This window comes from Streptococcus pseudopneumoniae, assembly GCF_001072665.1.
In the GTDB taxonomy this organism is placed as follows: Bacteria; Bacillota; Bacilli; order Lactobacillales; family Streptococcaceae; genus Streptococcus; species Streptococcus pseudopneumoniae_S.
Map to the genome: position 1 here is coordinate 107,050 of NZ_JVJI01000125.1, position 24,659 is coordinate 131,708.

At 40.8% G+C, this 24,659-nt stretch carries 38 protein-coding genes; all 38 read right to left on the reverse strand.

What is annotated here, in order from left to right:
* Window positions 1-53 precede the first annotated feature (53 nt).
* Entirely contained in the window at window positions 54-746 is a 693-nt protein-coding gene (locus ADH52_RS08695) for a histidine phosphatase family protein (protein ID WP_049510966.1), read from the reverse strand.
* 243 nt (window positions 747-989) lie between these two features.
* Complete coding sequence (locus ADH52_RS08700; RefSeq protein WP_049510967.1) at window positions 990-2,327, reverse strand: PFL family protein; 1,338 nt, start codon at window positions 2,325-2,327, stop codon at window positions 990-992.
* A gap of 9 nt (window positions 2,328-2,336) precedes the next feature.
* Window positions 2,337-2,603, reverse strand: coding sequence for an ACT domain-containing protein (locus ADH52_RS08705; protein WP_049510968.1), 267 nt, complete (start codon window positions 2,601-2,603; stop codon window positions 2,337-2,339).
* Window positions 2,604-2,868: 265 nt separating this feature from the next.
* The gene (rplQ, locus tag ADH52_RS08710; RefSeq protein WP_000331493.1) at window positions 2,869-3,255 is read right to left on the reverse strand and encodes a 50S ribosomal protein L17; all 387 of its coding nucleotides are present in this window, start codon (window positions 3,253-3,255) and stop codon (window positions 2,869-2,871) included.
* An 11-nt stretch (window positions 3,256-3,266) separates the two neighbouring features.
* Window positions 3,267-4,202 (reverse strand): DNA-directed RNA polymerase subunit alpha, encoded by a 936-nt coding sequence (locus ADH52_RS08715; RefSeq protein WP_000568988.1) that lies wholly within the window; start codon window positions 4,200-4,202, stop codon window positions 3,267-3,269.
* A gap of 42 nt (window positions 4,203-4,244) precedes the next feature.
* Complete coding sequence (gene rpsK / locus ADH52_RS08720) at window positions 4,245-4,628, reverse strand: 30S ribosomal protein S11 (protein WP_001118385.1); 384 nt, start codon at window positions 4,626-4,628, stop codon at window positions 4,245-4,247.
* Between the two features lie 17 nt (window positions 4,629-4,645).
* The gene (gene rpsM, locus ADH52_RS08725) at window positions 4,646-5,011 is read right to left on the reverse strand and encodes a 30S ribosomal protein S13 (RefSeq protein WP_000090781.1); all 366 of its coding nucleotides are present in this window, start codon (window positions 5,009-5,011) and stop codon (window positions 4,646-4,648) included.
* A gap of 17 nt (window positions 5,012-5,028) precedes the next feature.
* A complete protein-coding gene (rpmJ, locus tag ADH52_RS08730; RefSeq protein ID WP_001808836.1) occupies window positions 5,029-5,145 on the reverse strand; it encodes a 50S ribosomal protein L36 in 117 nt (38 codons plus the stop codon).
* Between the two features lie 24 nt (window positions 5,146-5,169).
* Window positions 5,170-5,388: a translation initiation factor IF-1 gene (gene infA, locus ADH52_RS08735; protein ID WP_001029883.1), complete on the reverse strand. Its 219-nt coding sequence runs from the start codon at window positions 5,386-5,388 to the stop codon at window positions 5,170-5,172.
* Window positions 5,389-5,504: 116 nt separating this feature from the next.
* The gene (locus ADH52_RS08740; protein WP_001050436.1) at window positions 5,505-6,143 is read right to left on the reverse strand and encodes an adenylate kinase; all 639 of its coding nucleotides are present in this window, start codon (window positions 6,141-6,143) and stop codon (window positions 5,505-5,507) included.
* A gap of 148 nt (window positions 6,144-6,291) precedes the next feature.
* The gene (gene secY, locus ADH52_RS08745) at window positions 6,292-7,602 is read right to left on the reverse strand and encodes a preprotein translocase subunit SecY (protein ID WP_000465403.1); all 1,311 of its coding nucleotides are present in this window, start codon (window positions 7,600-7,602) and stop codon (window positions 6,292-6,294) included.
* A 12-nt stretch (window positions 7,603-7,614) separates the two neighbouring features.
* Window positions 7,615-8,055: a 50S ribosomal protein L15 gene (rplO, locus tag ADH52_RS08750; protein ID WP_000766087.1), complete on the reverse strand. Its 441-nt coding sequence runs from the start codon at window positions 8,053-8,055 to the stop codon at window positions 7,615-7,617.
* 144 nt (window positions 8,056-8,199) lie between these two features.
* Complete coding sequence (gene rpmD, locus ADH52_RS08755; RefSeq protein ID WP_000057241.1) at window positions 8,200-8,382, reverse strand: 50S ribosomal protein L30; 183 nt, start codon at window positions 8,380-8,382, stop codon at window positions 8,200-8,202.
* A 13-nt stretch (window positions 8,383-8,395) separates the two neighbouring features.
* Window positions 8,396-8,890: a 30S ribosomal protein S5 gene (rpsE, locus tag ADH52_RS08760; protein WP_000874202.1), complete on the reverse strand. Its 495-nt coding sequence runs from the start codon at window positions 8,888-8,890 to the stop codon at window positions 8,396-8,398.
* A gap of 17 nt (window positions 8,891-8,907) precedes the next feature.
* Complete coding sequence (gene rplR, locus ADH52_RS08765) at window positions 8,908-9,264, reverse strand: 50S ribosomal protein L18 (protein ID WP_000624044.1); 357 nt, start codon at window positions 9,262-9,264, stop codon at window positions 8,908-8,910.
* 83 nt (window positions 9,265-9,347) lie between these two features.
* Entirely contained in the window at window positions 9,348-9,884 is a 537-nt protein-coding gene (gene rplF, locus ADH52_RS08770) for a 50S ribosomal protein L6 (RefSeq protein WP_000086640.1), read from the reverse strand.
* A 191-nt stretch (window positions 9,885-10,075) separates the two neighbouring features.
* Window positions 10,076-10,474, reverse strand: coding sequence for a 30S ribosomal protein S8 (rpsH, locus tag ADH52_RS08775; protein WP_000245504.1), 399 nt, complete (start codon window positions 10,472-10,474; stop codon window positions 10,076-10,078).
* Between the two features lie 285 nt (window positions 10,475-10,759).
* Window positions 10,760-10,945, reverse strand: a complete 186-nt coding sequence (locus tag ADH52_RS08780; protein WP_001085697.1) for a type Z 30S ribosomal protein S14 — start codon at window positions 10,943-10,945, stop codon at window positions 10,760-10,762.
* A 17-nt stretch (window positions 10,946-10,962) separates the two neighbouring features.
* Entirely contained in the window at window positions 10,963-11,505 is a 543-nt protein-coding gene (gene rplE, locus ADH52_RS08785) for a 50S ribosomal protein L5 (protein ID WP_000013542.1), read from the reverse strand.
* A 23-nt stretch (window positions 11,506-11,528) separates the two neighbouring features.
* Window positions 11,529-11,834 (reverse strand): 50S ribosomal protein L24, encoded by a 306-nt coding sequence (rplX, locus tag ADH52_RS08790; RefSeq protein ID WP_000497691.1) that lies wholly within the window; start codon window positions 11,832-11,834, stop codon window positions 11,529-11,531.
* Window positions 11,835-11,911: 77 nt separating this feature from the next.
* Complete coding sequence (rplN, locus tag ADH52_RS08795) at window positions 11,912-12,280, reverse strand: 50S ribosomal protein L14 (protein WP_000616545.1); 369 nt, start codon at window positions 12,278-12,280, stop codon at window positions 11,912-11,914.
* A gap of 25 nt (window positions 12,281-12,305) precedes the next feature.
* Complete coding sequence (rpsQ, locus tag ADH52_RS08800) at window positions 12,306-12,566, reverse strand: 30S ribosomal protein S17 (protein WP_000440801.1); 261 nt, start codon at window positions 12,564-12,566, stop codon at window positions 12,306-12,308.
* Between the two features lie 24 nt (window positions 12,567-12,590).
* Window positions 12,591-12,797: a 50S ribosomal protein L29 gene (gene rpmC, locus ADH52_RS08805; RefSeq protein ID WP_000772918.1), complete on the reverse strand. Its 207-nt coding sequence runs from the start codon at window positions 12,795-12,797 to the stop codon at window positions 12,591-12,593.
* A 9-nt stretch (window positions 12,798-12,806) separates the two neighbouring features.
* Window positions 12,807-13,220, reverse strand: coding sequence for a 50S ribosomal protein L16 (rplP, locus tag ADH52_RS08810; RefSeq protein WP_000960946.1), 414 nt, complete (start codon window positions 13,218-13,220; stop codon window positions 12,807-12,809).
* Window positions 13,221-13,223: 3 nt separating this feature from the next.
* The gene (gene rpsC / locus ADH52_RS08815; protein ID WP_000529936.1) at window positions 13,224-13,877 is read right to left on the reverse strand and encodes a 30S ribosomal protein S3; all 654 of its coding nucleotides are present in this window, start codon (window positions 13,875-13,877) and stop codon (window positions 13,224-13,226) included.
* 12 nt (window positions 13,878-13,889) lie between these two features.
* The gene (rplV, locus tag ADH52_RS08820) at window positions 13,890-14,234 is read right to left on the reverse strand and encodes a 50S ribosomal protein L22 (RefSeq protein ID WP_000818137.1); all 345 of its coding nucleotides are present in this window, start codon (window positions 14,232-14,234) and stop codon (window positions 13,890-13,892) included.
* An 11-nt stretch (window positions 14,235-14,245) separates the two neighbouring features.
* Window positions 14,246-14,527 carry a 30S ribosomal protein S19 gene (rpsS, locus tag ADH52_RS08825; RefSeq protein ID WP_000533766.1) on the reverse strand — a complete coding sequence of 94 codons (282 nt, stop codon included), beginning with the start codon at window positions 14,525-14,527 and terminating at the stop codon, window positions 14,246-14,248.
* A gap of 103 nt (window positions 14,528-14,630) precedes the next feature.
* Window positions 14,631-15,464, reverse strand: a complete 834-nt coding sequence (gene rplB, locus ADH52_RS08830; protein WP_000512911.1) for a 50S ribosomal protein L2 — start codon at window positions 15,462-15,464, stop codon at window positions 14,631-14,633.
* 17 nt (window positions 15,465-15,481) lie between these two features.
* Entirely contained in the window at window positions 15,482-15,778 is a 297-nt protein-coding gene (locus ADH52_RS08835) for a 50S ribosomal protein L23 (RefSeq protein WP_001055347.1), read from the reverse strand.
* The gene (gene rplD / locus ADH52_RS08840; protein ID WP_000024547.1) at window positions 15,778-16,401 is read right to left on the reverse strand and encodes a 50S ribosomal protein L4; all 624 of its coding nucleotides are present in this window, start codon (window positions 16,399-16,401) and stop codon (window positions 15,778-15,780) included. The genes ADH52_RS08835 and rplD overlap by 1 nt, the downstream gene beginning before the upstream one ends.
* A gap of 24 nt (window positions 16,402-16,425) precedes the next feature.
* Window positions 16,426-17,052, reverse strand: a complete 627-nt coding sequence (gene rplC, locus ADH52_RS08845) for a 50S ribosomal protein L3 (RefSeq protein WP_049510969.1) — start codon at window positions 17,050-17,052, stop codon at window positions 16,426-16,428.
* An 82-nt stretch (window positions 17,053-17,134) separates the two neighbouring features.
* Window positions 17,135-17,443 carry a 30S ribosomal protein S10 gene (rpsJ, locus tag ADH52_RS08850; protein WP_001284513.1) on the reverse strand — a complete coding sequence of 103 codons (309 nt, stop codon included), beginning with the start codon at window positions 17,441-17,443 and terminating at the stop codon, window positions 17,135-17,137.
* A 255-nt stretch (window positions 17,444-17,698) separates the two neighbouring features.
* Window positions 17,699-18,289, reverse strand: coding sequence for an anaerobic ribonucleoside-triphosphate reductase activating protein (nrdG, locus tag ADH52_RS08855; RefSeq protein ID WP_049510970.1), 591 nt, complete (start codon window positions 18,287-18,289; stop codon window positions 17,699-17,701).
* Window positions 18,282-18,788, reverse strand: a complete 507-nt coding sequence (locus ADH52_RS08860; RefSeq protein ID WP_049510971.1) for a GNAT family N-acetyltransferase — start codon at window positions 18,786-18,788, stop codon at window positions 18,282-18,284. The genes nrdG and ADH52_RS08860 overlap by 8 nt, the downstream gene beginning before the upstream one ends.
* A 43-nt stretch (window positions 18,789-18,831) precedes the next feature.
* A complete protein-coding gene (locus ADH52_RS11510) occupies window positions 18,832-18,972 on the reverse strand; it encodes a hypothetical protein (protein ID WP_049510972.1) in 141 nt (46 codons plus the stop codon).
* Between the two features lie 11 nt (window positions 18,973-18,983).
* Complete coding sequence (gene nrdD, locus ADH52_RS08870; RefSeq protein ID WP_049510982.1) at window positions 18,984-21,191, reverse strand: anaerobic ribonucleoside-triphosphate reductase; 2,208 nt, start codon at window positions 21,189-21,191, stop codon at window positions 18,984-18,986.
* Between the two features lie 119 nt (window positions 21,192-21,310).
* Entirely contained in the window at window positions 21,311-22,864 is a 1,554-nt protein-coding gene (locus ADH52_RS08875) for a hypothetical protein (RefSeq protein WP_049510973.1), read from the reverse strand.
* A 254-nt stretch (window positions 22,865-23,118) separates the two neighbouring features.
* Window positions 23,119-24,651: a cardiolipin synthase gene (cls, locus tag ADH52_RS08885; protein WP_049510974.1), complete on the reverse strand. Its 1,533-nt coding sequence runs from the start codon at window positions 24,649-24,651 to the stop codon at window positions 23,119-23,121.
* Window positions 24,652-24,659: the final 8 nt, after the last annotated feature.

Here is a 24,659-nt window from a genome sequence, read left to right on the forward strand (position 1 = left end):
TCTCGGCTGTTTTTTCTTATCTTGATATTCTTATCAAATTCCTAGCTCATTGATTAAATAGAGACTTCTTCAATCTTCTCACGTCCTAGTTCTCGGTAACTACGGTCGCCGACAACTTCTACGCTAAACTGACCGTCCTCATATTCAAGAATCGTCACGCTACCATTATTTAGACCATGAGGATGCATGCCATTAATCAGATACACAATGGTTCCAATGGTCATTCCGTGGCTGACGACAAGGGCATTGCCTCCGCCTTGTTCTTCCATTTCTTTAGCAATCGCTTCAAAACCTTCCTTGATTCGGCCACTGAGTTTTTCCCAGCCTTCAGCCCAACCAGCTGTATCAACCTCTACCAAGCCCTCAGCCAGTTCAGCATAAGATAATTGGTGAACGTGGTCCACATTAAAGATACGAGGAATAATGCCCATGAAAAGATCGCCATCGTAGGCCCCGTCAAAGCTACCAAAACACCATTCTCTGATACGCTTGTCCATGCGATAAGGGATTTTCCCCTGCAGATCAAGTTCTTCAAGGATAATTCCCATAGTCTGAATGGTGCGGCCAGAATCACTCGAATAAGCGCGCTCAAACTGTAGACCAGATTCTCGCAAGCCGATTCCTAATTCTTGAATCCCTCTCTCACCTTCAGCTGTTAAGGGAGTATCGCTCCAACCTTGTGCGCGACCAATCGTGTTAAACATAGTCTTGCCATGACGTACCAAATACAATCGTACTTTTACCATTTTCCGTCCTCCGTTTGCTTCTATTATATCATGGATGATAAAACAAAAGCCACCCAGACAGGCGACTTTTGCAGGAGATTATTATGAAAAAGTTTAGGAGTTCATTAAATAAAGATATTAGATGAAAATCAAATTCAAACTAAATCAGTGTTATCTGTTTCAAATAATATTAGGAGGTCTTTATTTAATGATTATAGTATACACATCCAACCTTAAATAGAACTTAAAATTTCTCCTATTTTCTTAATTTTTAAAACTATGAATTGGTGCTGGGATTTGGCCTCCACGAGAAATGAAATCGACAGACGAAGCTCCATTGACTTTCATTACTGGAGCTGTACCAAGAAGACCACCAAACTCAATCATATCGCCTTCTTTTCCTTTTGGAATGATACGAACAGCCGTTGTTTTCATATTGATAACACCAATTGCAGCTTCATCTGCAATCATGGCCGCAATGGTTTCAGCTGGTGTATCCTCTGGAATGGCAATCATATCCAAACCAACAGAACAGATAGCCGTCATGGCTTCTAGTTTTTCTAAATTAAGAGAACCATTTTGCACTGCAGCAATCATTCCCTCATCCTCAGAAACAGGGATAAAGGCACCAGACAAACCACCGACTTGGTTGCAGGCCATCACTCCGCCCTTCTTAACTTGGTCATTCAAGAGAGCCAAGGCAGCCGTCGTCCCATGCGTACCAACTGTTTCTAGCCCCATTTCTTCAAGGACACGTGCAACAGAATCTCCAACCGCAGGAGTTGGCGCCAAGCTCAAGTCCACAATACCAAATTCCACACCCAGTCTCTCACTGGCCATTTGACCAACCAATTGACCGATACGAGTGATTTTAAAGGCAGTTTTCTTAACTGTTTCGGCTACTACGTCAAAGCTCTCTCCACGAACTTTTTCCAGAGCACGCTTCACCACACCAGGACCAGAAACTCCGACATTGATGATAACATCTGCTTCCCCAACACCATGGAAGGCACCCGCCATAAATGGATTGTCCTCAACAGCATTAGCGAATACAACCAACTTGGCTGCCCCCATATCAGATAGAGTTGCCGTTTCCTTGATAACTCGTCCCATATCTGCGACAGCCGTCATATTGATACCAGACTTGGTTGAGCCGATATTGACTGACGAACAGACCTTGTCCGTTTCAGCCAAAGCACGAGGAATAGAATTGATGAGAATCTCATCTCCCTTTTGGTACCCCTTTTGTACCAAGGCAGAGAAACCACCAATAAAGTCCACACCGATTTCTTTCGCAGCCCTATCAAGCGCTTTTGCCAGAACCACATAGTCCGTCGCATCTGTCGCTGCCCCAATCAAAGAGATAGGAGTCACCGATACACGCTTATTAACGATTGGAATCCCCAACTCAGCCGCAATTTCATCGCCAACAGCCACTAAATTAGCTGCCTTGGTCGTAATCTTTTGATAAATTTTCTCCGCAGCACGATTGATATCTGGATCAATACAGTCCAAAAGAGAAATCCCCATAGTAATGGTTCTGATATCGAAGTTTTGCTCCTCAATCATGGCAATGGTTTCAGTAACTTGTCTAATATCCATGTGCACCTCCTAGATATTATACATAGCTTCGAAAATCGCTGCACTCTGAATATTGATTTTTACATTCAAAGTTTGCCCAAAAGCTTCAAATTCATTACGAAGATAGGTAAAATCTTGCTTTTTATCACTAGAGACAAAAGCCATCATCGTGAAATATTCATCCAAGACGGTTTGAGAGATATCATCAATATTCAACCCCAATTCTGCAATTTTACCAGAAACACCTGCAACAATTCCAGATTTATCTTTACCAACAACAGTTATAATCGCTTTCATAAGCAAACTCCAATTCTTCTTTTAATTAGGAAACCTGAACATTAAACAGGATTCTTTTCAAATAGTATAGCATAATTCTAACGAAAATACTCAAAAACGCCTGCTTACGAAGTTGTTCTTAAGCAAAAAACAATTTCGTAAACAAGCGTCTACTATCCCAACTTATGATGAGTGTTCCCGCTAGGACCGAAATCCTAGCGGTAGACCAGAGCTAGACTAAGAGCACAAGACTCCATCATCATAACACTCAACAAAATTGATGATTTTATACTAATTCGATGATCGCCATTGGCGCTGCATCACCACGACGTGGTTCAGTTTTAAGGATACGAGTGTATCCACCGTTACGTTCAGCATAACGAGGTGCGATTTCTGAGAACAATTTTTGAAGTGCTGTAGTAGAAGTGTACTTATCAGTTGCTTCATCATAGTTTTCAGATGCGATTTCATTACGTACGAAAGCAGCTGCTTGACGACGTGCATGCAAATCACCACGTTTACCTAGAGTAATCATTTTTTCAACAGTTTTACGGATTTCTTTAGCACGAGCTTCAGTTGTCACGATTGATTCGTTGATCAAAAGGTCAGTTGTCAAATCGCGAAGCATTGCTTTACGTTGTGAGCTAGTGCGTCCTAGTTTACGGTAAGCCATGTATTCCTCCTTTATTTATCTTTTAATCCAAGACCCAAATCAATGAGTTTGAGTTTCACTTCTTCCAAACTCTTGCGTCCAAGATTTCGTACTTTCATCATCTCTGCTTCAGATTTTTCTGTCAAATCATGCACAGTATTGATACCGGCACGTTTCAAACAGTTGTATGAACGCACAGACAAGTCCAGTTCCTCAATCGTACGATCCAAAATACGATCGTCAGATTCAGTGTCAGCTTCTTTCATCACTTCAGTTGACTTAGCAATCTCAGTAAGATTTGTAAACAAATCAAGATGTTCTGTCAAAATACGTGCTGAAAGCCCTAAAGCATCTTCTGGAATAATTGTTCCATTTGTCAAGATTTCAAGGGTTAATTTGTCAAATCCATCATTGCTACCTACACGAGCAGGTTCCACTTGATAGTTGACTTTTGTAACTGGTGTATAAATAGAATCTACAGCAAGTGTTCCAACCGGTGCATTATCTTTTTTATTTTCATCAGCAGGTACATATCCACGACCACTGTTAACAGTCATAGTCGCTTTTAGAGAAGAACCTTCACCGATTGTAAAGAGATAATGATCTGGATTTACAATTTCAATATCGCTATCTGTCAAAATGTCACCAGCTGTTACTTCAGCAGGACCTTCAACATCTAGTTCGATGATTTTTTCGTCTTCAACGTACGATTTCACTGCAATTCCTTTGATGTTCAGAATGATTTGCATCACGTCTTCACGAACACCTGGAACTGTGTCAAACTCATGTAACACACCATCAATGTTGATAGATGTCACAGCTGCTCCTGGTAGAGAAGCTAGAAGTACACGACGAAGAGAGTTACCAAGAGTTGTACCGTAGCCACGTTCAAGCGGTTCGATTACAAACTTGCCATAATCTTTATTTTCATCAATTTTTGTTATATTTGGTTTTTCAAACTCGATCATTTAGTTACTCCCTCTTAAACGAAAAGCAGTGTAATGCGATGATTATACACGGCGACGTTTTGGAGGACGAGCACCATTGTGTGGCACTGGAGTCACATCACGAATTGCTGTTACTTCAAGACCAGCGGCAGCAAGCGCACGAATAGCTGACTCACGACCAGAACCTGGACCTTTTACAGTAACTTCAACTGATTTAAGACCGTGTTCTTGTGCAGATTTAGCAGCAGCTTCAGAAGCCATTTGAGCAGCGAATGGTGTAGATTTACGAGAACCTTTGAAACCAAGAGCACCAGCTGATGACCAAGCAATTGCATTACCATGCACATCAGTAATCATAACAATAGTGTTATTAAATGTAGCGTGAATATGAGCAATACCAGATTCGATATTCTTTTTCACACGACGTTTACGTGTTGGTTTAGCCAAGACTTTTACCTCCTATATTATTTTTTCTTACCAGCGATCGCAACAGCTTTACCTTTACGAGTGCGAGCGTTGTTTTTAGTGTTTTGTCCACGGACAGGAAGTCCACGACGGTGACGGATACCACGGTATGAACCGATTTCCATCAAACGTTTGATGTTCAAGTTTACTTCACGACGAAGGTCACCTTCAACTTTGATTGCATCCACTTCACGACGGATAGCATCTTCTTGATCTGATGTAAGATCACGTACACGAACATCTTCTGAGATTCCAGCAGCAGCCAAAATTTTCTTAGATGTTGCAAGTCCGATACCATAAACATAAGTCAATGAGATTACTACGCGTTTGTCATTTGGAATGTCAACTCCAGCAATACGAGCCATGTTTTCTCCTTTCTATCTTATCCTTGACGTTGTTTGTGTTTTGGATTTGCTGGGCAAATTACCATAACACGACCATTACGACGAATAACTTTACAGTATTCGCAAATTGGTTTGACCGATGGTCTTACTTTCATTTCTTATCCCTCCAAGTTTTTCGATTATTTAAAGCGGTAAGTGATACGTCCACGTGTCAAGTCATATGGACTCATTTCGACAGTAACACGATCTCCCGCTAAAATACGAATATAGTTTTTACGAATTTTACCAGAAACTGTTGCTAAAATCTGATGTCCATTTTCAAGTTCAACCGTAAACATTGCATTCGGCATTGTATCAACTACTTTGCCTTCAACTTCAATCACATCGTCTTTTGCCACGCAAAAGCACCTCCATAAATTTCGATTCGATGCCTCTAGACACAGAGACAACAATTATAAGTCAGACTATCTCAGTATAACATTTGTAGCGGATTTTTGCAAGTGTGAAAAACGCTTTATTTCAAATTTGTCAATACTTTTTCGATATCTGAGAAGACATCATTGATATCTTGATTACCTTCGATGTCATGAACCAAACCTTTGGCACGGTAGTGAGCAATGATTGGTTCCCCTTGAGCAATATTCACATCCAAACGACGTTTTACTGTCTCAGGCTTATCATCTTCACGTTGGTAGTAATCTTCTTCTTTATAGTCAACTGGTGGGTTAAAGACCTTGTGGAAAGTTTCTCCAGTTACTCGGTGGATGATACGGCCACTCAAACGTTCCAAGAGGCTGTCAGGGTTCACTTCAATGTTGATGACACCTTCTAGTTCAATGCCAAGTTCAGCCAATGTTTTGTCCAAGGCATGAGCTTGTTCGATTGTACGTGGGTAACCATCCAACAAGAATCCTGTTTCTTTAATATCATCTTGTGAAAGACGTTCTTTTACGATCCCATTTGTAACTTCGTCAGGAACCAATTCACCCTTGTCAATGTATGACTTGGCAAGAACACCCATTTCAGTTTGATTTGCCATAGCAGCACGGAACATATCACCTGTTGAGATATGTGCAACATGGAATTGTTCTACGATTTTTGCTGCTTGAGTTCCCTTACCTGCACCAGGTAAGCCCATAATCAAAAGATTCATGATTTGATCTCCTTATTTTATTTTTAAATAGAAGCAAAAGTCTTTTCGCCCCTATTTAAAAACAAAATAGAAGAGGGGAGACCAAACTCTCACTAATGTTAGAGTTAAACCTCCACTCCCTCAGCATTTACTGACTTAGTAAATACTTTTATTCTGTTCTGTCCATGAAACCAACATACTTACGTTTCAACAGGTAACCTTCCAATTGTTTGATTCCTTCAATACCTGTAGAGATAATGATCAAAAGACTAGTTCCTCCAAAAGCAACTGCCTCTGAAAGTCCGAAAACGTCTTTTGCTACAATCGGTAAAATAGAAATCACACCAAGGAAGAGAGAACCAACAGTTGCAAGACGACGAAGAAGTTTAGACATATATTCTTCTGTACCTTTACCAGGACGAACTCCATGGATATAAGCACCGCTCTTTTGTAGGTTTTCTGCCGCTTTTTCAGGATTAATCTGTACAAACGTATAGAAGAATGTAAAGAGAATAATCAACAAAGCATACATGGCAATACCAGTTGGTGAAGTTGTTGCCAGCATTTCTTGTGCTGTTCTTACCCAGGCCCAATCATGACCTGTGGCGCTCAAAAACTGAAGAATAGCCGCAGGCGCTGCAGTGATCGAACTTGCAAAGATAACAGGGATAACTCCAGCAGGGTTTACCTTCAAAGGAAGGTAAGAGCTAGATGGAGCACCTTGTGCAACCTTAGTATATTGGATTGGAATTTTGTATTCTGCTTGTTGAACATAAGTTGTAAAATAAATGATCAACAATACAGTAATAATCAAAATGATTACGAAAATGATAGATGAGTTAATACGGCTACTTGGGACGTTCACAAAGTAGTCCACATAGATGCCCTGAATCATCTCTGGAATTGAGGCAACAATCCCGGCAAAGATAATCATAGAAACACCATTTCCGTACCCCTTATCTGTAATTTGCTCTCCCAACCAAGTCACAATCATACTACCAGCTGTTAAGATGATACCAATCATGATAAAGACTTGTGGAGTAAGAGCTGTTTTCAACAATTGAGCTCCGGCTAAAGTATTAAAACCAGCTGTAATCCCGATAGATTGCACAAAGGCTAGAACAAGAGCAATATAACGAGTAGCTTGATTCAATTTTCTTCGACCTACTTCCCCTTGTTTACCCCACTCTACAAATTTGGGTAAAATATCCATTTGCAAGAGTTGGACAACAATAGAGGCCGTAATGTAGGGGCTAACACCAAGAGCAAAAACTGAGAAGTTTTTCATGGCATTCCCTGACACCAAGCTCAACATGTTTAAGAAGGATAATCCACTTAAAGCATTCAAGCTATTGGCATTCACACCGGGAACTGTAATGCTAGTTCCGATACGAAAGACCAGAACGATAAAAATTGTAAATAAAATTTTTGATCGAACCTGCTTGACTTTAAGAGCTTCTCTTAATAATTTAAAAAACATAGGTCACCTCTCTTAGATGACTTCTACTGAACCACCTTTAGCAGTGATAGCTTCTTCAGCTGATTTAGAGAATTTAGCTGCTTTCACAGTCAATTTCTTAGTCAACTCACCGTTACCAAGAATTTTAATACCTGATTTTTCAGCTTTAACAATTCCTGCTTCGATAAGAACAACTGGAGTAACTTCAGCACCATCTTCAAAGACGTTCAATTGGTCAAGGTTCACAATTGCGTATTCTTTAGCGTTGATGTTAGTGAATCCACGTTTTGGAAGACGACGGAACAATGGAGTTTGTCCACCTTCAAAACCAAGGCGAACTCCGCCACCGCTACGAGCTTTTTGACCTTTTTGACCACGACCAGATGTTTTACCGTTACCTGATGAAGTACCACGACCAACGCGGTTACGTACTTTACGAGAACCTTCTGCAGGTTTCAATTCATGAAGTTTCATTTTTATTTTCTCCTCTTTTGTAAAATGCTAGCGCCGATAAGGGAGAAAAGGTTGTCTCCCCCATCAACTCGCCTATACGACGTCATCATAGATGACTATATCTAGTTTTAGGGGATGGTATAGTGCACATCCCCTAAAAATTCATTAGTTTACTTCTTCAACTGTTACCAAGTGAGATACTGCTGTGATCATACCACGGATTGCAGCGTTATCTTCTTTAATAACAGAGCTGTTTAATTTGCCAAGTCCAAGTGCTACAACAGTTTTACGTTGTGATGGAATGCGTCCGATTGGAGACTTAGTCAAAGTAATTTTAATTTGAGCCATTTTATCCCCTTTCTTATGCTAAATCAGAAACTGAGATACCACGAAGGGCAGCAACTTCTTCAGCGCGTTTCAATTGTTTCAAACCTTCAACAGTTGCACGAACAATGTTGATTGGAGTGTTAGAACCAAGTGATTTAGATGTAATATCTGCCACACCTGCCAATTCCACAACGGCACGAACTGCACCACCAGCGGCAACTCCAGAACCTTCTACAGCAGGTTTCAACAATACTTTAGCTCCACCGAATTCTGAAAGAACTTCGTGTGGGATTGTTGTTCCAACCATAGGAACTTCGATCAAGTTTTTCTTAGCATCATCTACTGCTTTACGGATTGCTTCTGGAACTTCTTGAGCTTTACCAGTACCAAATCCTACGCGACCGTTGTGGTCACCAACAACAACAAGAGCTGCGAAACGAAGACGACGTCCACCTTTAACAACTTTTGTAACACGGTTGACAGCAACTACGCGTTCTTCTAATTCAACTGCATTGTCTTTAAATGCCATTTTCTAGTGTCCTCCTATTAGAATTTCAATCCGTTTTCACGAGCTGCATCAGCCAAAGCTTTCACACGTCCGTGATATAGATATCCACCGCGGTCGAACACCACTTCTGAAATACCTTTAGCGTTTGCACGTTCTGCAACGAGTTTACCGACAGCAACGGCTTGTTCAGTTTTAGTTCCTTTTGAAACTTCTTTGTCAAGAGTTGAAGCACTTGCGAGCGTTACACCCGCTACGTCATCAATCACTTGAGCGTAGATGCCTGTATTAGAACGGAATACGTTCAAACGTGGGCGATCAGCAGTTCCAGAGAGTTTTCCGCGAACGCGACGGTGGCGTTTTTGGCGGAGTTTGTTTTTATCTGGTTTTGAAATCACAGTTTTCACCTCTTTAGTTTTAAATCGTGTGCTATGCACAAAGTTGGAAAATAAGTTGTTGGTTGAGAAGCAACCACTCAACATTATTTACCTGTTTTACCTTCTTTACGGCGAACGAATTCACCAACGTAACGGATACCTTTACCTTTATATGGTTCTGGTGAACGAAGGCTACGTACGTAAGCAGCTGTTTGACCAACTACTTCTTTTGAAATTCCGCTAACAACAATTGTTGTTGGGTTTGGAAGTTCAAAAGTAATTCCTTCTGGAGCTTCAACTTCGTCTGGATGAGATTTACCAACAGCCAAAACAAGTTTAGATCCTTGAAGTTGTGCACGGTAACCAACCCCGCGCATTTCAAGTTCTTTCTTGAATCCTTCTGATACACCAACAACCATGTTGTTCAAAAGGGCACGAGTAGTTCCGTGGATAGTTTTCATTTCTTTTGAATCGTTTGGACGGTGAAGAGTTACTTCAGTACCTTCCACACGGATTTCAATATCTTTTGAGAACTCACGAGTAAGTTCTCCTTTAGGTCCTTTTACAGTTACAACGTTGTCATTGTTAGTGAGTTCAACACCAGCAGGCAACACGATAACTTTATTACCAATACGTGACATGTTTATTTTCTCCTGTTAGATTGTCAGGCCAGAACGGCCAGTTTTCACGGGGTTCAGATACTTATTTAGTTCAAGAGCTGAACTGAACACGCTCTAAGAACTGCGCAAAATAGATAAGTTGGCTTGTTTGTAAACAAACTTCTCCAACTTCCTAATTTTGCTTTGTTCTTTACGAGCTTTGTATCTTGATTTTACCAAACGTAAGCGATAACTTCCCCACCAACATTCTTTTGGCGTGCTTCTTTATCAGTAAGCAAACCTTCAGAAGTTGAAAGGATAGCAATTCCAAGTCCGTTAAGAACTTTTGGAAGGTCTTCACGTTTTTTGTAGACACGAAGTCCTGGTTTAGAAACACGTTTCAAGTTAGTGATAACTTTTTCACCGTTTGGTCCGTATTTAAGGAATACACGGATGATGCCTTGTTTGTCATCTTCGATGATTTCAACGTTTTTTACAAAACCTTCGCGTTTAAGGATTTCAGCAATCCCTTTTTTGATGTTTGATGCAGGTACTTCAAGTACTTCGTGTTTAGCTTGGTTAGCGTTACGAATACGAGTTAGGAAGTCTGCGATTGGGTCAGTCATAACCATTTTATTTTTCTCCTCTTACTAGTAGTTTGCAAGTTGCACTTGCTAGTTAATACATGATACAAAGAGCGTAACAGCACGAGCAAAAATAGGCAATTTGATGCAGGAGCGATGCTCCAAAGCAAATTGGTCTTTTTTGCCAAAAGCTGTAGCTCGTGTTCAAATTGGCAAATCCAACTGAACCCGGGCTAAACTCTGTGTGAAAAAGATAAACTTTCCTAGAAACTTCAGTTTCTTCGTCAAGTTTCCTATTTTCACTTGGAGTTTTGACGCCCTTGATATCTTAAATTACCAAGATGCTTTTGTTACACCAGGAATTTGTCCTTTGTAAGCTAATTCACGGAAGCAAACACGGCAAAGTTTAAATTTGCGGTAAACTGAATGTGGACGACCACATTTTTCACAACGAGTATAAGCTTGAGTAGAGAACTTCGCTGGACGTTTGTTCTTAGCAATCATTGATTTTTTAGCCATTAGATTTACCTCCTATATTATTTTGCAAAAGGCATTCCAAGGCCTGTAAGCAATGCACGTGACTCTTCGTCAGTGTTAGCAGTTGTTACGATAACGATGTCAAGACCACGAGTTTTGTCAACGTCATCGAAGTTGATTTCTGGGAAGATCAATTGTTCTTTCACACCAAGTGTGTAGTTTCCGCGTCCGTCAAATGATTTTGTTGGAACACCGTGGAAGTCACGTACACGTGGAAGTGAAACTGAAACCAATTTATCCAAGAATTCGTACATACGTTCACCACGAAGGGTAACTTTTGCACCGATCGCAACACCTTCACGAAGACGGAAGCCGGCGATTGATTTTTTAGCTTTAGTGATAAGTGGTTTTTGACCTGAGATAAGTGCCAATTCTTCAGCAGCTTTTTCAAGGCTTTTAGCGTTTGATACAGCTTCACCAACACCCATGTTCAAAACGATCTTATCTACTTTAGGCACAGCCATCACTGATGAGTAGTTGAATTGTTCTGTCAAAGCAGGAACTACTTCATTAAGATATTTTTCTTTTAAACGATTTGCCATTATACTTCTCCTTTCCTTCGTGATTAATCAAGCACTTCGCCTGACTTTTTGTTGTAGCGAACTTTTTTACCGTCTACAAATTTGTAACCAACACGACCAGCTACACCATTTTTGTCCAAAACTTGAACGTTTGATACGTGGATAGCTGCTTCTTTCTCGATGATACCACCTTGAGGAAGCTCGTTAGTTGGACGTTGGTGTTTCTTAACGATGTTAACACCTTCAACGATAACTTTGTTTACTTTTGGAAGGGCAGTAAGGACAACAGCTTCTGTTCCCTTATCTTTACCAGCGATTACGCGAACTTTGTCGCCTTTTTTTACAAACATTAGGTTTCTCCTTGATTTTTCTTACGCCCATAAGGGCACCCTAGCTTGAAGCTAGGGGACTAGTTTGTTTCTAAAAATTAAAGTACTTCTGGAGCAAGTGACACGATCTTCATGAAGCCACCTTCACGCAATTCACGTGCAACTGGGCCAAAGATACGTGTTCCGCGAGGAGTTTTGTCTTCACGGATGATAACTGCTGCGTTTTCGTCAAATTTGATGTATGAACCATCAGCTCGACGAGCACCTGATTTAGTACGAACGATAACTGCTTTAACAACGTCACCTTTTTTAACCGCACCACCAGGAGTAGCTTGTTTTACAGATGCCACGATAACATCACCGATGTTTGCAAATTTACGTCCTGAACCACCAAGAACTTTGATAGTCAAGATTTCGCGAGCACCGCTGTTGTCTGCGACTTTCAAACGAGTTTCTGTTTGAATCATTTCAGTTTTCTCCTTTCAGGTTTGATTAGATGATGACCGCTTCTTCAACAACTTCTACAAGACGGAAACGTTTTGTAGCTGAAAGCGGACGAGTTTCCATGATACGTACGATATCGCCTTCTTTGGCAACATTGTTTTCATCATGAGCTTTGTATTTTTTAGAGTAGTTAATACGTTTACCATAGACTGGGTGGTTACGTTTTGTTTCAACTACAACTGTGATTGTCTTGTCCATTTTGTCAGATACAACACGTCCAACAAGAACTTTACGATTATTGCGTTCCATTGAAATTTCTCCTTCCCTAGTCTATTATTTCGCTTCAGATTGAACTGTTTTGATACGAGCGATTTGTTTTTTAACTTCTTTCAAGCGAGCTGTTTGTTCCAATTGACCAGTAGCAGCTTGGAAACGAAGTTCAAACAATTCTTTTTTCAATTCGTTTTCGCGCTTCGCGAGTTCTTCTTGAGAAAGACCACGAAGTTCTTTAACAAATTCTTTTACTTCATTAAGTTTCATGCCTTCTCCTTATTCTGCTTCACGTTTTACGAATTTACATTTAACTGGCAATTTGTGGCTAGCAAGACGAAGCGCTTCGCGAGCGATCTCTTCAGATACACCAGCGATTTCGAACATCACTTTACCACGTTTAACTGGTGCTACCCAACCTTCAGGTGCCCCTTTACCAGATCCCATACGCACACCGATAGCTTTAGCAGTGTATGATTTGTGTGGGAAGATTTTAATCCAAACTTTACCACCACGTTTCATGTAACGAGTCATGGCGATACGAGCAGCTTCGATTTGGCGGTTAGTGATCCAGTGGCTAGTTGTAGCTTGAAGACCGTATTCACCGAATGCTACTTCTTTTCCACCTTTTGCTTCACCGCGCATTTTTCCACGGAATTCACGACGGTGTTTAACACGTTTAGGTACTAACATTGGTTATTTACCTCCTTTAGTGTTTTTGCGAGCTGGAAGAACTTCACCACGGTAGATCCATACTTTAACACCAAGTTTACCGTATGTAGTATCTGCTTCTTCCCAAGCGTAATCGATATCTGCACGAAGTGTGTGAAGTGGAACAGTTCCTTCAGAGTATCCTTCAGCACGGGCGATATCTGCACCGTTCAAACGACCTGATACTTGAGTTTTGATTCCTTTAGCTCCAGCACGCATTGCACGTTGGATTGCTTGTTTTTGTGCACGACGGAAAGCAACACGTTGCTCCAATTGACGAGCAATACCTTCACCTACAAGGTGAGCATCCAAATCAGGTTGTTTGATTTCGATGATGTTGATGTGTACTTGTTTTCCAGTCAATTTGTTAAGTTTTGCACGGAGTGCATCAACGTTAGCACCACCTTTACCGATAACCATACCTGGTTTAGCAGTGTGAAGTGAAACGTTAACTTTGTTTACTGCGCGTTCGATTTCGATAGTTGAAACTGCTGCGTCAGCAAGTTCTTTTTGAACGAATTTACGGATTGCAAGATCTTCATGAAGGTAATCCGCGTATTCTTTTTCAGCATACCATTTGGCATCCCAATCACGGATGATGCCGACACGCATACCAATTGGATGTACTTTTTGACCCACGATTTTACCTCCTTATTTTTCTGCAACAGCTACAGTGATGTGAGCTGTACGTTTGTTGATTGGTGAAGCTGAACCTTTCGCACGTGGACGGAAACGTTTCATAGTTGGTCCTTCGTTTGCGAATGCTTCAGATACTACCAAGTTAGCTTTATCCAAACCAAAGTTGTTTTCAGCGTTAGCTACAGCTGAGTTCAAAACTTTCAAGATGATTTCAGCAGCTTTGTTTGGAGTGAATGTCAAGATTGCGATTGCATCGGCTACGCTTTTACCACGGATGTTATCAAGAACAAGACGTGATTTACGAGGTGAAACACGTACTGTACGAGCCATTGCTTTAGCTGAAGTAATTTCTGCCATTTATGTTCTCCTTATTTTCTACGTGTTTTCTTGTCGTCTGCAGCGTGACCTTTGTAAGTACGAGTTGGTGCAAATTCACCAAGTTTGTGACCTACCATGTCTTCTTGGATGTAAACAGGTACATGTTTACGTCCGTCATAAACTGCAATAGTGTAACCAATGAAACTTGGGAAGATCGTTGAACGACGTGACCAAGTTTTAATAACTTTTTTCTTTTCGTCGTTAGCTTGAGCTTCAACTTTTTTCATCAAATGCTCATCGACGAAAGGTCCTTTTTTAAGACTGCGTCCCATTTTTATATTTTCTCCTTTAAATGTTGTACCACAACGGCTTGCGCTCCTATGGAGCGCTACCGAGCTGGCGGATTTACTAGTTGCTTAAGCGACTAGTTTAATATTATTTCTCGTTGCGACGACGAACGATAAGTTTGTCAGATTTCGCTTTCTTGTTACGAGTTTTAAGACCAAGAGCAGGTTTGCCCCATGGAGTAGATGGTGCTTTACGACCAACTGGTGCTTTACCTTCACCACCACCGTGTGGGTGATCGTTAGGGTTCATTACAGAACCACGAACTGTTGGGCGGATACCTTTCCAACGGCTACGTCCTGCTTTACCAAGGTTTACAAGTCCATGTTGTTCGTTTCCGACAACACCAACTGTAGCACGGCAAGTTCCAAGAATCATACGAACTTCACCTGATTGAAGACGAACAAGAACGTATTTACCTTCAGAACCCAATACTTGAGCAGATGCACCAGCAGCACGTACCAATTCACCACCACGACCTGGTTTCAACTCGATGTTGTGGATCAAAGTACCAACTGGGATATTAGCAAGTGGAAGAGCGTTTCCGACTTTGATATCTGCTTCTGGACCTGAAACGATACGTTGACCAACTTCAAGACCTTTTGGAGCGATGATGTATGCTTTCACACCGTCAGTGTAGTGTACAAGAGCGATGTTTGCAGAACGGTTTGGATCGTACTCGATTGTTTTAACAACTGCTTCAACGTTGTCTTTGTTACGTTTGAAGTCAACCAAACGGTAGAAACGTTTGTGTCCACCACCTTGGTGACGAACTGTGATACGACCGTTGTTGTTACGACCAGCCTTGCTCTTCAATGCAACAAGCAATGATTTTTCAGGAGTGCTTGTTGTGATTTCAGCGAAATCCAAAGAAGTCATATTACGGCGACCGTTTGTTGTTGGTTTATAAACACGAATTCCCACGATATTTCCTCCTTAGATTATTCAGCTTCAGCAGCAAACAACTCGATTGCTTTAGAATCAGCTGTAAGTGTGATGATAGCTTTTTTAGTTTTGTTAGTAAAACCAGTGTAACGTCCAACACGTTTAGCTTTTGGTTTTACGTTGATTGTGTTAACATTAGCAACTTTAACACCTTCGAAAGCAGCTTCAACAGCTTGCTTGATCAAAAGTTTGTGTGCACGAGTGTCAACTTCAAATACATATTTTCCTGCTTCAAGTTGAGCCATTGAGCTTTCAGTGATTACAGGTTTTTTGATAACATCATACAAATTCATTATGCAAGAACCTCCTCGATTTTAGAGATAGCTGCTTGAGTAACAAGAAGTTTGTCACTATTTGCGATGTCAAGAACACTTGCAGTTGTAGCAGTCGCAACTTTCACGTTTGGAAGGTTACGAGCTGAGAGAGCTGCGAATTCGTTTCCTTCTTCAAGAATAACAAGGACTTTAGAATCGATGCTCAAAGCTGCAAGAACTTTTGCAAATTCAGCAGTTTTTGGAGCTGTAAATTCAAGAGAATCAACGGCTACAAATTTATTTTCAGCAACTTTTTCTGAGTAAACAGATTTAAGTGCAAGGCGACGAACTTTTTGAGGAAGTTTGTACGCATAGCTACGTGGAGTTGGTCCGAAGACGATTCCACCACCACGCCATTGTGGAGAGCGGATAGAACCTTGACGAGCACGTCCAGTTCCTTTTTGACGCCATGGTTTGCGTCCGCCACCTGAAACAGCTGAGCGGTTTTTAACTGCGTGAGTTCCTTGACGAAGGCTAGCACGTTGGCTGATGATCACATCAAACACAACAGATTCATTTGGTTCGATACCAAAGATTGCATCGTTAAGAACAACTTCGCCCGCTTGTTTACCAGTTTGGTCGAATAATGTTACATTTGCCATTTTGACTGTATTCCCCTTTCCTTATTATTTACCAGCTTTAACTGCTGACTTGATAGTGATAAGAGATTTCTTAGCACCTGGTACGTTACCTTTGATAAGGATAACGTTCTTTTCTGGAACAACTTGTACAACTTCAAGGTTTTGAATTGTTACGCGGTCGCCTCCCATACGTCCTGCAAGGTTTTTACCTTTGAATACGCGGTTAGGTGCAACAGGTCCCATAGAACCTGGACGACGGTGGTAACGAGAACCGTGAGCCATTGGTCCACGTGATTGTCCATGGCGTTTGATAACACCTTGGAAACCTTTACCTTTAGAAGTACCAGTTACGTCAACAACGTCTCCAGCTGCGAATGTTTCAACTGTGATTTCAGCACCAACTTCCAAGCCTTCAACGTTTTTGAATTCACGAATGAAGCGCTTAGGAGCCGTGTTAGCTTTCGCTACATGTCCTTTAGCAGGTTTGTTGCTCAATACTTCGCGTTTGTCATCGAAACCAACTTGGATAGCGTTGTATCCGTCTGTTTCAACAATTTTAACTTGAAGAACAACGTTTGGAGTTGCTTCAATAACTGTTACAGGGATCAATTCGCCAGCTTCAGTGAAGATTTGAGTCATTCCCACTTTTTTCCCTAAGATTCCTTTTGTCATGAGAAAATAGTTCCTTTTCTATATTTTTTATTCAAAAAGTTTTTAACGAGCGTTTTTTATGCTCAAGGTATCAAGCTTTAGATTAAAGTTTGATTTCTACGTTTACACCACTTGGAAGATCCAATTTCATCAAAGCATCAACTGTTTTTTGAGTTGGATTAACGATATCGATCAAACGTTTGTGTGTACGCATTTCGAATTGTTCGCGAGAGTCTTTATATTTGTGAGTCGCACGAATGATTGTGTAGAGGCTACGTTCAGTTGGAAGTGGAATTGGACCCGCAACTTGTGCACCTGTACGAGTAGCTGATTCTACGATTTTTGCAGCCGCTGTGTCAAGCGTACGGTGTTCGTAAGCTTTCAAACGGATACGGATTTTTTTGTTTGCCATCTTTTTCTCCTTTTCGTCTATTTAAAATAATAGGCTAGCTCCACAAGAAAACCGACGCGGTGTTGCGTGGCAATGCAACCGAGCGTGTCGCAACCTCTTGCATCAAAGCTAAGGCTGTAATTTACAGCACCATAATAGAATAACACAAAGCCCCTGCGATTGCAAGGGATTTGTTGCTGTTTTTTCGTTTTTTTACAATGAAACTGTTTTCTTTTTTATAAGTCATTTATTTAACTATTCTTTCATAGAAGAAAGTTACTCTCTCTTCACCTGTTCATAGCTTTCTTTCCCGTCATTGAGCTTATCCCAAATCACTACTTGCCCACTTTTGAGCGATTTTTGCACATCGATGATGCGTTGATTGGACGAACCTCGAAACTGGAGCATGAGATTTCTCTTAGTTCGATCGTATCGTCCATCAACCAGAATGTCAATCAGTGATAAGAGTTCCAGTTTATCTTGTGTCTCCAACATCATTTCTTCCCAAGTGTAGCCAGTCCATGACCAGATGTCTTTGTTTGGCAATTCCTTCCGGATACGTTTAACAAGTGGCAAAAGGATTCCTGTATTAAGGAAGGGTTCTCCTCCTAATAAAGTCAAGCCTTGAACATAGGGTTGAGCGAGATCTGCCATAATCTGTTCTTCTAATTCTGCTGTGTAGGGAATTCCTGCATTGAAAGACCAAGTGGCAACATTATAGCAACCCTCGCAGTGAAACATGCAGCCTGATACATAGAGAGAGTTACGCACACCCTCTCCATCCACAAAGTTGAAGGCCTTGTAATCAATAATACGCCCTTGACTGAGATCCTCGCTTTTCCATTCTTGTGGTTTTGGATTATTCATTCGCTACCTCTATCCAATAACGCTCAACTCCATTACGAACATCTTCAAGGAGCCCACCATTTGCTAGAATGACTGCTCTGCTAGCAGGATTATTCACGCTACAGGTCACAAGAGTTCTCTTGATGTTCTTTTCCTTAGCAACTTGCAAGCCCTGACTGAGAGTCTCTTTAGCATAACCTTTGCCTCTTTCTGATGGACGAATGGAGTAGCCAATGTGGCCAGCATAATTCAATAAACCCTCATTCAGTCTCAATCGCAGATTCAAAAATCCTAGAGCAGGACCTACATCATCAAATGATACAAATTGAATAGAAGGAACACGATTTTCAGGCAAGTTTATTCCCATTTCTTTTTGCTTATTTGTTTCCAACCATTCTTCATACACAAAGTTCTCTGTATCCCAAAATCCTCCATCATGGGCTGATTGGCTCTTTTCAAACTCTGTCATCATCTCTAAAACTGTTTCTTTATCTGCTATTCTTGGTCTGCGTAATTCCATCCTTACCTCCCACTAAGAGAAAAGCGAGAGCTGGCTCTCACTTTTATTTTTTCTTGTTCTTGCTTAAAAATTGTTCTCTGAGGCTGAGCAAGCGTTCTTTCTTACCAGCTCCACCTTTAGAGTGTTTCTCGTGATAACGGGTCACTTGTGCACGCCCCTTATCGTCTAATTGATATTTTCCCATTTCATTTCTTTCTAATTTGCTACTTGATGGCCAGCTATTTTAATCGTTGAGCCATTCATATGTTTGACACGCGCTGAGATTTCCTTGTGACGCCCATTGACCATAGGTCTCGCTTGAGGATTACCTAAATAGCCACAAGTTCGTTTAACAACATCTACTGTTTTAGGGTCGCTATTGCCACAGTTAGGACAAGCAAAACCCCTCTCAGTTGGTTCAAAATCCCCTTCAAAGTCACACTTGTAGCAACGGTCTATTGGTGTATTGGTCCCAAGATAGCCGACACGGTCATAGGCATAGTCCCAGACAGCTTCCAAGGCTTTAGGATTTTGCTGAAGGACTGGATACTCACAGTAATGGATGAAACCACCTGACGCACCTGCTTCCGGATAGACTTTCTCAAAGTCTAATTTTTCAAACGGTGTTGGATTTTTACGAACATCGTAGTGGAAAGAATTGGTGTAGTATTCCTTATCTGTAATATCAGGAATAGAACCAAACTTCTCTGTATCTAGTCGGCAGAAACGGTCTGTCAGACTTTCAGATGGTGTTGAGTAGATAGAGAAATGATAGCCATATTGATCTGACCACTCTTCTACACGGCGTTTCATATCTCGAATAATGTCTAGCGTGAATTCCTTAGCATCTGGATTGCTTTCCCAGCTATTACCAAAGAAAACAGTCGCTACTTCATACAAACCGATGTAACCCAGCGAAACAGTTGCCCGACGATTCTTAAAGAGCTGGTCAACACTTTCTTCTTTACCTAGACGATGACCAAAAGCACCGTATTGATACAGAATAGGAGCATTTGCTGGTGTTGCTTCCTTGGTTCGTTCGACACGATAAACAAGAGCATCTTCAGCGATATTCATCCGCTCGTTGAAGATTTCCCAGAACTTATTCATGTCGCCCTCAGACTCAAGAGCAATACGAGGCAGGTTAACCGTCACAACGCCCAGATTCATACGGCCTGAATTGACTTCTACACCATTTTCATCCTTCCATCCTTGAAGGAACGAACGGCAACCCATAGGTACCTTAAAAGAACCTGTCAAGTCAACAATCTTATCGTAAGACAAGACATCTGGGTACATCCGCTTGGTTGCACACTCGAGGGCCAACTGCTTAATGTCGTAGTTGGGAGTCCCTTCTTCCAAGTTAAGACCTCTTTTAAGCGTGAAGATAAGCTTAGGGAAGATGGCTGTACGATGCTCAGAACCAAGACCCTTTATCCGAATACTCAAAATAGCTTTTTGAATTTCACGCTCAAAACGATTGGTTCCCAGACCAAAACCTAGCGAAGTAAAAGGTGTTTGTCCATTTGAAGTGAAGAGAGTGTTGATTTCATACTCAAGAGATTGCATGGCATCGTAGATATCTTTCTGAGTTTTCTTCCATGCATAATCTTCTCGTTTATCAGGTAAAACCCATTCTTCCGCATCCTTAAGGTGTTTTTGGTAATTCTTCTCTGCATAAGGCGCCAAGACTTCATCGATACGGTTAGCTGAACAGCCTCCATACTGGCTAGAAGCAACGTTGGCGATGATTTGGGAAATCTGAGCTGTCGCAGTCTGGATAGACTTAGGACTTTCTACCTCTGCATTTCCAATCTTAAAACCATTTTCCAACATACCCTTGAAATCAATCAAACAGCAGTTGGTCATAGGGGTGTAGGGGCTATAGTCCAAATCATGATAGTGGATATCTCCCTTTTGGTGAGCATTGGCTACATGCTTTGGCAGCATTTGCAGTCCGATTGATTTCCCGACAATACCCGCTGTCAAATCACGCTGGGTGTTAAAGACATCGCTGTCTTTATTAGCATTTTCATTGACAACGGCCTGGTCTTTGTTGAGAAGTTTATGGATGCTAAAGTTGATATCTGTCGCTTTTGAACGCTCAAAATCCCTTTGTGTCCGATAAGTAATATACTCCTCAGCTAGCGCATATTCTTTGGCTTCAAGGAGTTCATGTTCTACGATATTTTGAATTTCGTAAATCTTAACCCCCTGTGGAAAGCGACTATGAATTTCTGTGACAATTCGCTCGGTCAAAGCATTTAGGCGTTTTTCGACCAAGGGTGTCACATCCATAACCTTGTCTGCCGCCTTGTGGATAGCCTTGTCAATCTTGTCCACATCAAATGCAACACGTCTCCCATCTCGTTTTTCAACGAAGAGGGTTGCTAAAGTTGTAATTTTTTCTTCTAGTGCAATCATATACATGCTCGTTTCTAAAATGTTCTTTCTAAAAAGTATTATACCACTCTAAAAATAAAAATCAATATCTTGTGTTAAAAATCCTAAAATTTTTAAAAATACACAAGATATTGATTTGGCTATTTGATTTTATAGACTTTAAACTCTGAATAATCAGTCTTTACTTGTTGATAATTTTCTTTTAAGAGTGTCTCCGCCTCAGACCAGAGAGCCACCTTGTCGTTTACCACAATCACCTTAGGTTGGTTTTCTTTCAAGTCATGAATCAAGGTAGTTTTATTTTCTTCTGTATTCGTATAAAGAAGAGGTGATGGGAACATGGATCCAGCCAAACGCTGACTTTCTTTATACATTTGAACATGAGAATCCCAAATATAGATTTGGTCACCATCACTCGTCTCTTGTTTGACTCTGTCTACTACTTGATGTTGTTCTCTATAAGAAGCTGGATGCAAAACAAAACGAGCCACAAAAGGAATTGCAATCAGATAAACCACCACTAGGATAGGTAAGTAGAGATTCCCCTTCATAAATTTTTTCCATAAAGTAGGAGCTTCTTCTCTTCTCCGACGACGATCTCCTCTAGCTGAATGTTTCCCACGAATACTGGTCATCAAAAGAAGGAGTAAAAATGGAAGGATTAGAATCAAACACGAACCGTGAAGAGGTTCTTGAGAAAAAAGCAACAAGGCTAATACAAATATGAAAGCAAAACTAGCTGGTACTGAAATAACATATAATCTTGATGCCTTTGATTGGAACAAACCTAGAAAAACAAGGAAGAGAGCTCCTAAACCAAAGGTCAACAAACCATAGAATAGAACATTATCCATTAGTTGGGGATTGATAAAGACCTGAAGGGAATCAATCGGATATAAAAGACTTCCTAGAGCTTCTCCAAAGCCACCTGAAGCAAGAACATAATATCCTACTGGGTAAAAAATGAGAGAAAAGCCAAGTGCTGCTGCAAAAAACTGATAAACTCCATGAGCAAGGCGACCATGCCCAACATTAAAGACAAACAAACCAATTGTTACTACTGCAATAAAGAGAAGACTTGTAAGAGGCTCTATGAAAAATGATAGGGCCAAGAAAATCCCCAGACGTAGAAATCCCTTGTCATGGTTAGGAGTTGATAGATAAGCTGCTATGAACGAAAATCCTGCAAACAGAAATGGCAAAGCTAAAATCGTAGCATATCCTCCGCCAAAACCGAGACCGGATACCAAAATATAAAATATGGTTAGGAGTTGCTTGGCTTGTTCCCTTTGTCCCGTCAGATAGTCAGTTGAAGAAAAGAGGAAGTAACCTCCTCCTAAGAGGGCTAGCCATTCTACCAAGGCAAAAAGGATGCCTCCTTGGGTGATGTAAAGTAGCAAGTAATAAATAAGACCGTGACTTGCATAATAGCTACTGTAAAGCTGTCCTCCCTGATGTAAAGCCCACCCTATATACAAATCCTGCGCCTGAGAGGGACTTACCATATCTAAAAGTAAAGGTAGCACCACAGAAAAAACCGTTGCAATCGTACTTCCAATGATGAGTCTGAAAAACGGAAAAGCTACCTGTTCTTCTTTTTCTACATGAGATTCAAGGTTCCTATCCAATCTATTTTCAATCTCATTACTCTGTATCGTTTTGGATACTTCTTCTATTCTGCCATATACAGCCATGTCGTTTCTCCTATTCAATTTATCTGTCTTAGTATATCAAAAAGACCTAAAATTGTCAGCTTGCGATGGCTGTTTGAGCGATTTTTTGCATAGTTTCACAAAGGTTTCAATTTCCCGAAATCGATGTAAATTCGTCTGTTTAAATGACATGATATAATCCAATTCTTTCTGAGTCAGCATCATTCCTCCTATATCTTCTTATTCGTAAAAGGCAAGAAAAATAGGACTGGGTTGTATCCTAAGTCCTAGATTTCTTATAAGATAGGGGCGAATAACTGGGCAATTTCCTTAATTAATTTCTGATACCAGCTATTTTTTATCGTATGAGGGAAAATTTCTTGCGATACCGAAAAAATCTCCTGAAAGTCTTTTTGAATCTCTGTGATTGATGCCGTTTTATATAGCAAAACTGCATCTTCATAGTGATGAAGCAAACTTCTATAATCTAAATTAATCGTTCCAACTGCAGCAAAGTCCTTATCCACTAAGATTTGTTTACTGTGGATGAAGCCTGGACTATACTCAAAAATTCTTACTCCTGCTGACAACAAATCCGGATAGGCTCCTCTTGTTATGAGTTGGATTAATTTTTTATCCGGAATGAAAGGAGTCACGATGCGGACATCAACACCTCTCATGGCTGCATTTTTAATACTCTCAGTTAAATCATAGTCAATAATCAAATAGGGTGTTGTGATGTAGACTGAATCAGTAGCCTGATTAATCAAACTTTGATAAACTTTTTTCCCTACCTGGGTACGGAAGATAGGCTTGGGTCCACTACCGTAAGGAATGTAGAGCCCTTGGCCAGAACAAGGCTGATTTTCCAGGTGATACTGATCAAAATCACTGATTTCCCCACGATTGATGTACCAAGTCATCAAAAAGAGACGGGTTAGAGCCTTGACACCAGGACCATCTATGCGAATCCCACTGTCCTTCCAATAACCAAAGCGTTCTACATGGTTGATGTACTCATCAGCTAAGTTAATACCTCCTGTATAGGCTACCTGACCATCTATAACAAGGATTTTACGATGGTCCCGATTGTTGTAAGCCACCGTCAAACGAGGAATCACCTTGTTAAACTTATGGGCTTCAATTCCTCGACTACGAAGCTGAACAGTATAGTCTCCAGGTAAAGTCGCCATACAACCGATATCATCATAGAGCATCTTGACCTCTACACCCTGAGCTGCCTTTTGCTCTAGTATATCTAGTATGCTATTCCACATCAGACCTTCTTCGACAATATAGTACTCTAGAAAGATAAATTTCTCAGCTTTCTTGAGGTCTTCCAACATATGTTGCCACATGCTTTCACCCGAAGAAAAGAATTGTGAATCTGTTCGATCATAGACATCGGCATTGCTATCCATACTTAGCAAAGATTTGATAACTCCGTAAGCCGCCTTATCATCTTCCTTCAATTTCTGGCGGAGAGCTTTACTGTTATCCTCCCGAAAATGCATGGAACCAAGTTTTTCCAACTGCTTGATTTCTTTTTTGGACAATCGCCTTTCACCAAACATCAGATAGAGCAAGGGGCCAATGACAGGAACAAAAGTCACCACTAACCACATCACTTTACTATCAGGCGCCATTGAGCGATTGACAATCGCTACTATAGTCGCCATACTCATAAAAATTAAAACAATTACCCATAGAATAGGGGCCATGCGCCCTAAATAGAGAAAGAGACCAAAAACAAGACAAAGTTCAAGTAACATAATCGAAAGACTAAAGCCATACTTGGACATCAATAATTGAAATTTTCTATATTTCATACATCCCC

Coding starts and splice junctions, on each gene's coding strand:
- ADH52_RS08695 (WP_049510966.1), bottom strand. CDS start 746: ATGGTAAAAGTACGATTGTATTTGGTACGTCATGGCAAGACTATGTTT.
- ADH52_RS08700 (WP_049510967.1), bottom strand. CDS start 2,327: ATGGATATTAGACAAGTTACTGAAACCATTGCCATGATTGAGGAGCAA.
- ADH52_RS08705 (WP_049510968.1), bottom strand. CDS start 2,603: ATGAAAGCGATTATAACTGTTGTTGGTAAAGATAAATCTGGAATTGTT.
- rplQ (WP_000331493.1), bottom strand. CDS start 3,255: ATGGCTTACCGTAAACTAGGACGCACTAGCTCACAACGTAAAGCAATG.
- ADH52_RS08715 (WP_000568988.1), bottom strand. CDS start 4,202: ATGATCGAGTTTGAAAAACCAAATATAACAAAAATTGATGAAAATAAA.
- rpsM (WP_000090781.1), bottom strand. CDS start 5,011: ATGGCTCGTATTGCTGGAGTTGACATTCCAAATGACAAACGCGTAGTA.
- rpmJ (WP_001808836.1), bottom strand. CDS start 5,145: ATGAAAGTAAGACCATCGGTCAAACCAATTTGCGAATACTGTAAAGTT.
- ADH52_RS08740 (WP_001050436.1), bottom strand. CDS start 6,143: ATGAATCTTTTGATTATGGGCTTACCTGGTGCAGGTAAGGGAACTCAA.
- secY (WP_000465403.1), bottom strand. CDS start 7,602: ATGTTTTTTAAATTATTAAGAGAAGCTCTTAAAGTCAAGCAGGTTCGA.
- rplO (WP_000766087.1), bottom strand. CDS start 8,055: ATGAAACTTCATGAATTGAAACCTGCAGAAGGTTCTCGTAAAGTACGT.
- rpmD (WP_000057241.1), bottom strand. CDS start 8,382: ATGGCTCAAATTAAAATTACTTTGACTAAGTCTCCAATCGGACGCATT.
- rpsE (WP_000874202.1), bottom strand. CDS start 8,890: ATGGCATTTAAAGACAATGCAGTTGAATTAGAAGAACGCGTAGTTGCT.
- rplF (WP_000086640.1), bottom strand. CDS start 9,884: ATGTCACGTATTGGTAATAAAGTTATCGTGTTGCCTGCTGGTGTTGAA.
- rpsH (WP_000245504.1), bottom strand. CDS start 10,474: ATGGTTATGACTGACCCAATCGCAGACTTCCTAACTCGTATTCGTAAC.
- ADH52_RS08780 (WP_001085697.1), bottom strand. CDS start 10,945: ATGGCTAAAAAATCAATGATTGCTAAGAACAAACGTCCAGCGAAGTTC.
- rplE (WP_000013542.1), bottom strand. CDS start 11,505: ATGGCAAATCGTTTAAAAGAAAAATATCTTAATGAAGTAGTTCCTGCT.
- rplX (WP_000497691.1), bottom strand. CDS start 11,834: ATGTTTGTAAAAAAAGGCGACAAAGTTCGCGTAATCGCTGGTAAAGAT.
- rplN (WP_000616545.1), bottom strand. CDS start 12,280: ATGATTCAAACAGAAACTCGTTTGAAAGTCGCAGACAACAGCGGTGCT.
- rpsQ (WP_000440801.1), bottom strand. CDS start 12,566: ATGGAACGCAATAATCGTAAAGTTCTTGTTGGACGTGTTGTATCTGAC.
- rpmC (WP_000772918.1), bottom strand. CDS start 12,797: ATGAAACTTAATGAAGTAAAAGAATTTGTTAAAGAACTTCGTGGTCTT.
- rplP (WP_000960946.1), bottom strand. CDS start 13,220: ATGTTAGTACCTAAACGTGTTAAACACCGTCGTGAATTCCGTGGAAAA.
- rplV (WP_000818137.1), bottom strand. CDS start 14,234: ATGGCAGAAATTACTTCAGCTAAAGCAATGGCTCGTACAGTACGTGTT.
- rpsS (WP_000533766.1), bottom strand. CDS start 14,527: ATGGGACGCAGTCTTAAAAAAGGACCTTTCGTCGATGAGCATTTGATG.
- ADH52_RS08835 (WP_001055347.1), bottom strand. CDS start 15,778: ATGAATTTGTATGATGTTATCAAAAAACCTGTAATCACTGAAAGCTCA.
- rplD (WP_000024547.1), bottom strand. CDS start 16,401: ATGGCAAATGTAACATTATTCGACCAAACTGGTAAACAAGCGGGCGAA.
- rplC (WP_049510969.1), bottom strand. CDS start 17,052: ATGACAAAAGGAATCTTAGGGAAAAAAGTGGGAATGACTCAAATCTTC.
- rpsJ (WP_001284513.1), bottom strand. CDS start 17,443: ATGGCAAACAAAAAAATCCGTATCCGTTTGAAAGCTTACGAACACCGT.
- nrdG (WP_049510970.1), bottom strand. CDS start 18,289: ATGAATAATCCAAAACCACAAGAATGGAAAAGCGAGGATCTCAGTCAA.
- ADH52_RS08860 (WP_049510971.1), bottom strand. CDS start 18,788: ATGGAATTACGCAGACCAAGAATAGCAGATAAAGAAACAGTTTTAGAG.
- ADH52_RS11510 (WP_049510972.1), bottom strand. CDS start 18,972: ATGGGAAAATATCAATTAGACGATAAGGGGCGTGCACAAGTGACCCGT.
- nrdD (WP_049510982.1), bottom strand. CDS start 21,191: ATGATTGCACTAGAAGAAAAAATTACAACTTTAGCAACCCTCTTCGTT.
- ADH52_RS08875 (WP_049510973.1), bottom strand. CDS start 22,864: ATGGCTGTATATGGCAGAATAGAAGAAGTATCCAAAACGATACAGAGT.
- cls (WP_049510974.1), bottom strand. CDS start 24,651: ATGAAATATAGAAAATTTCAATTATTGATGTCCAAGTATGGCTTTAGT.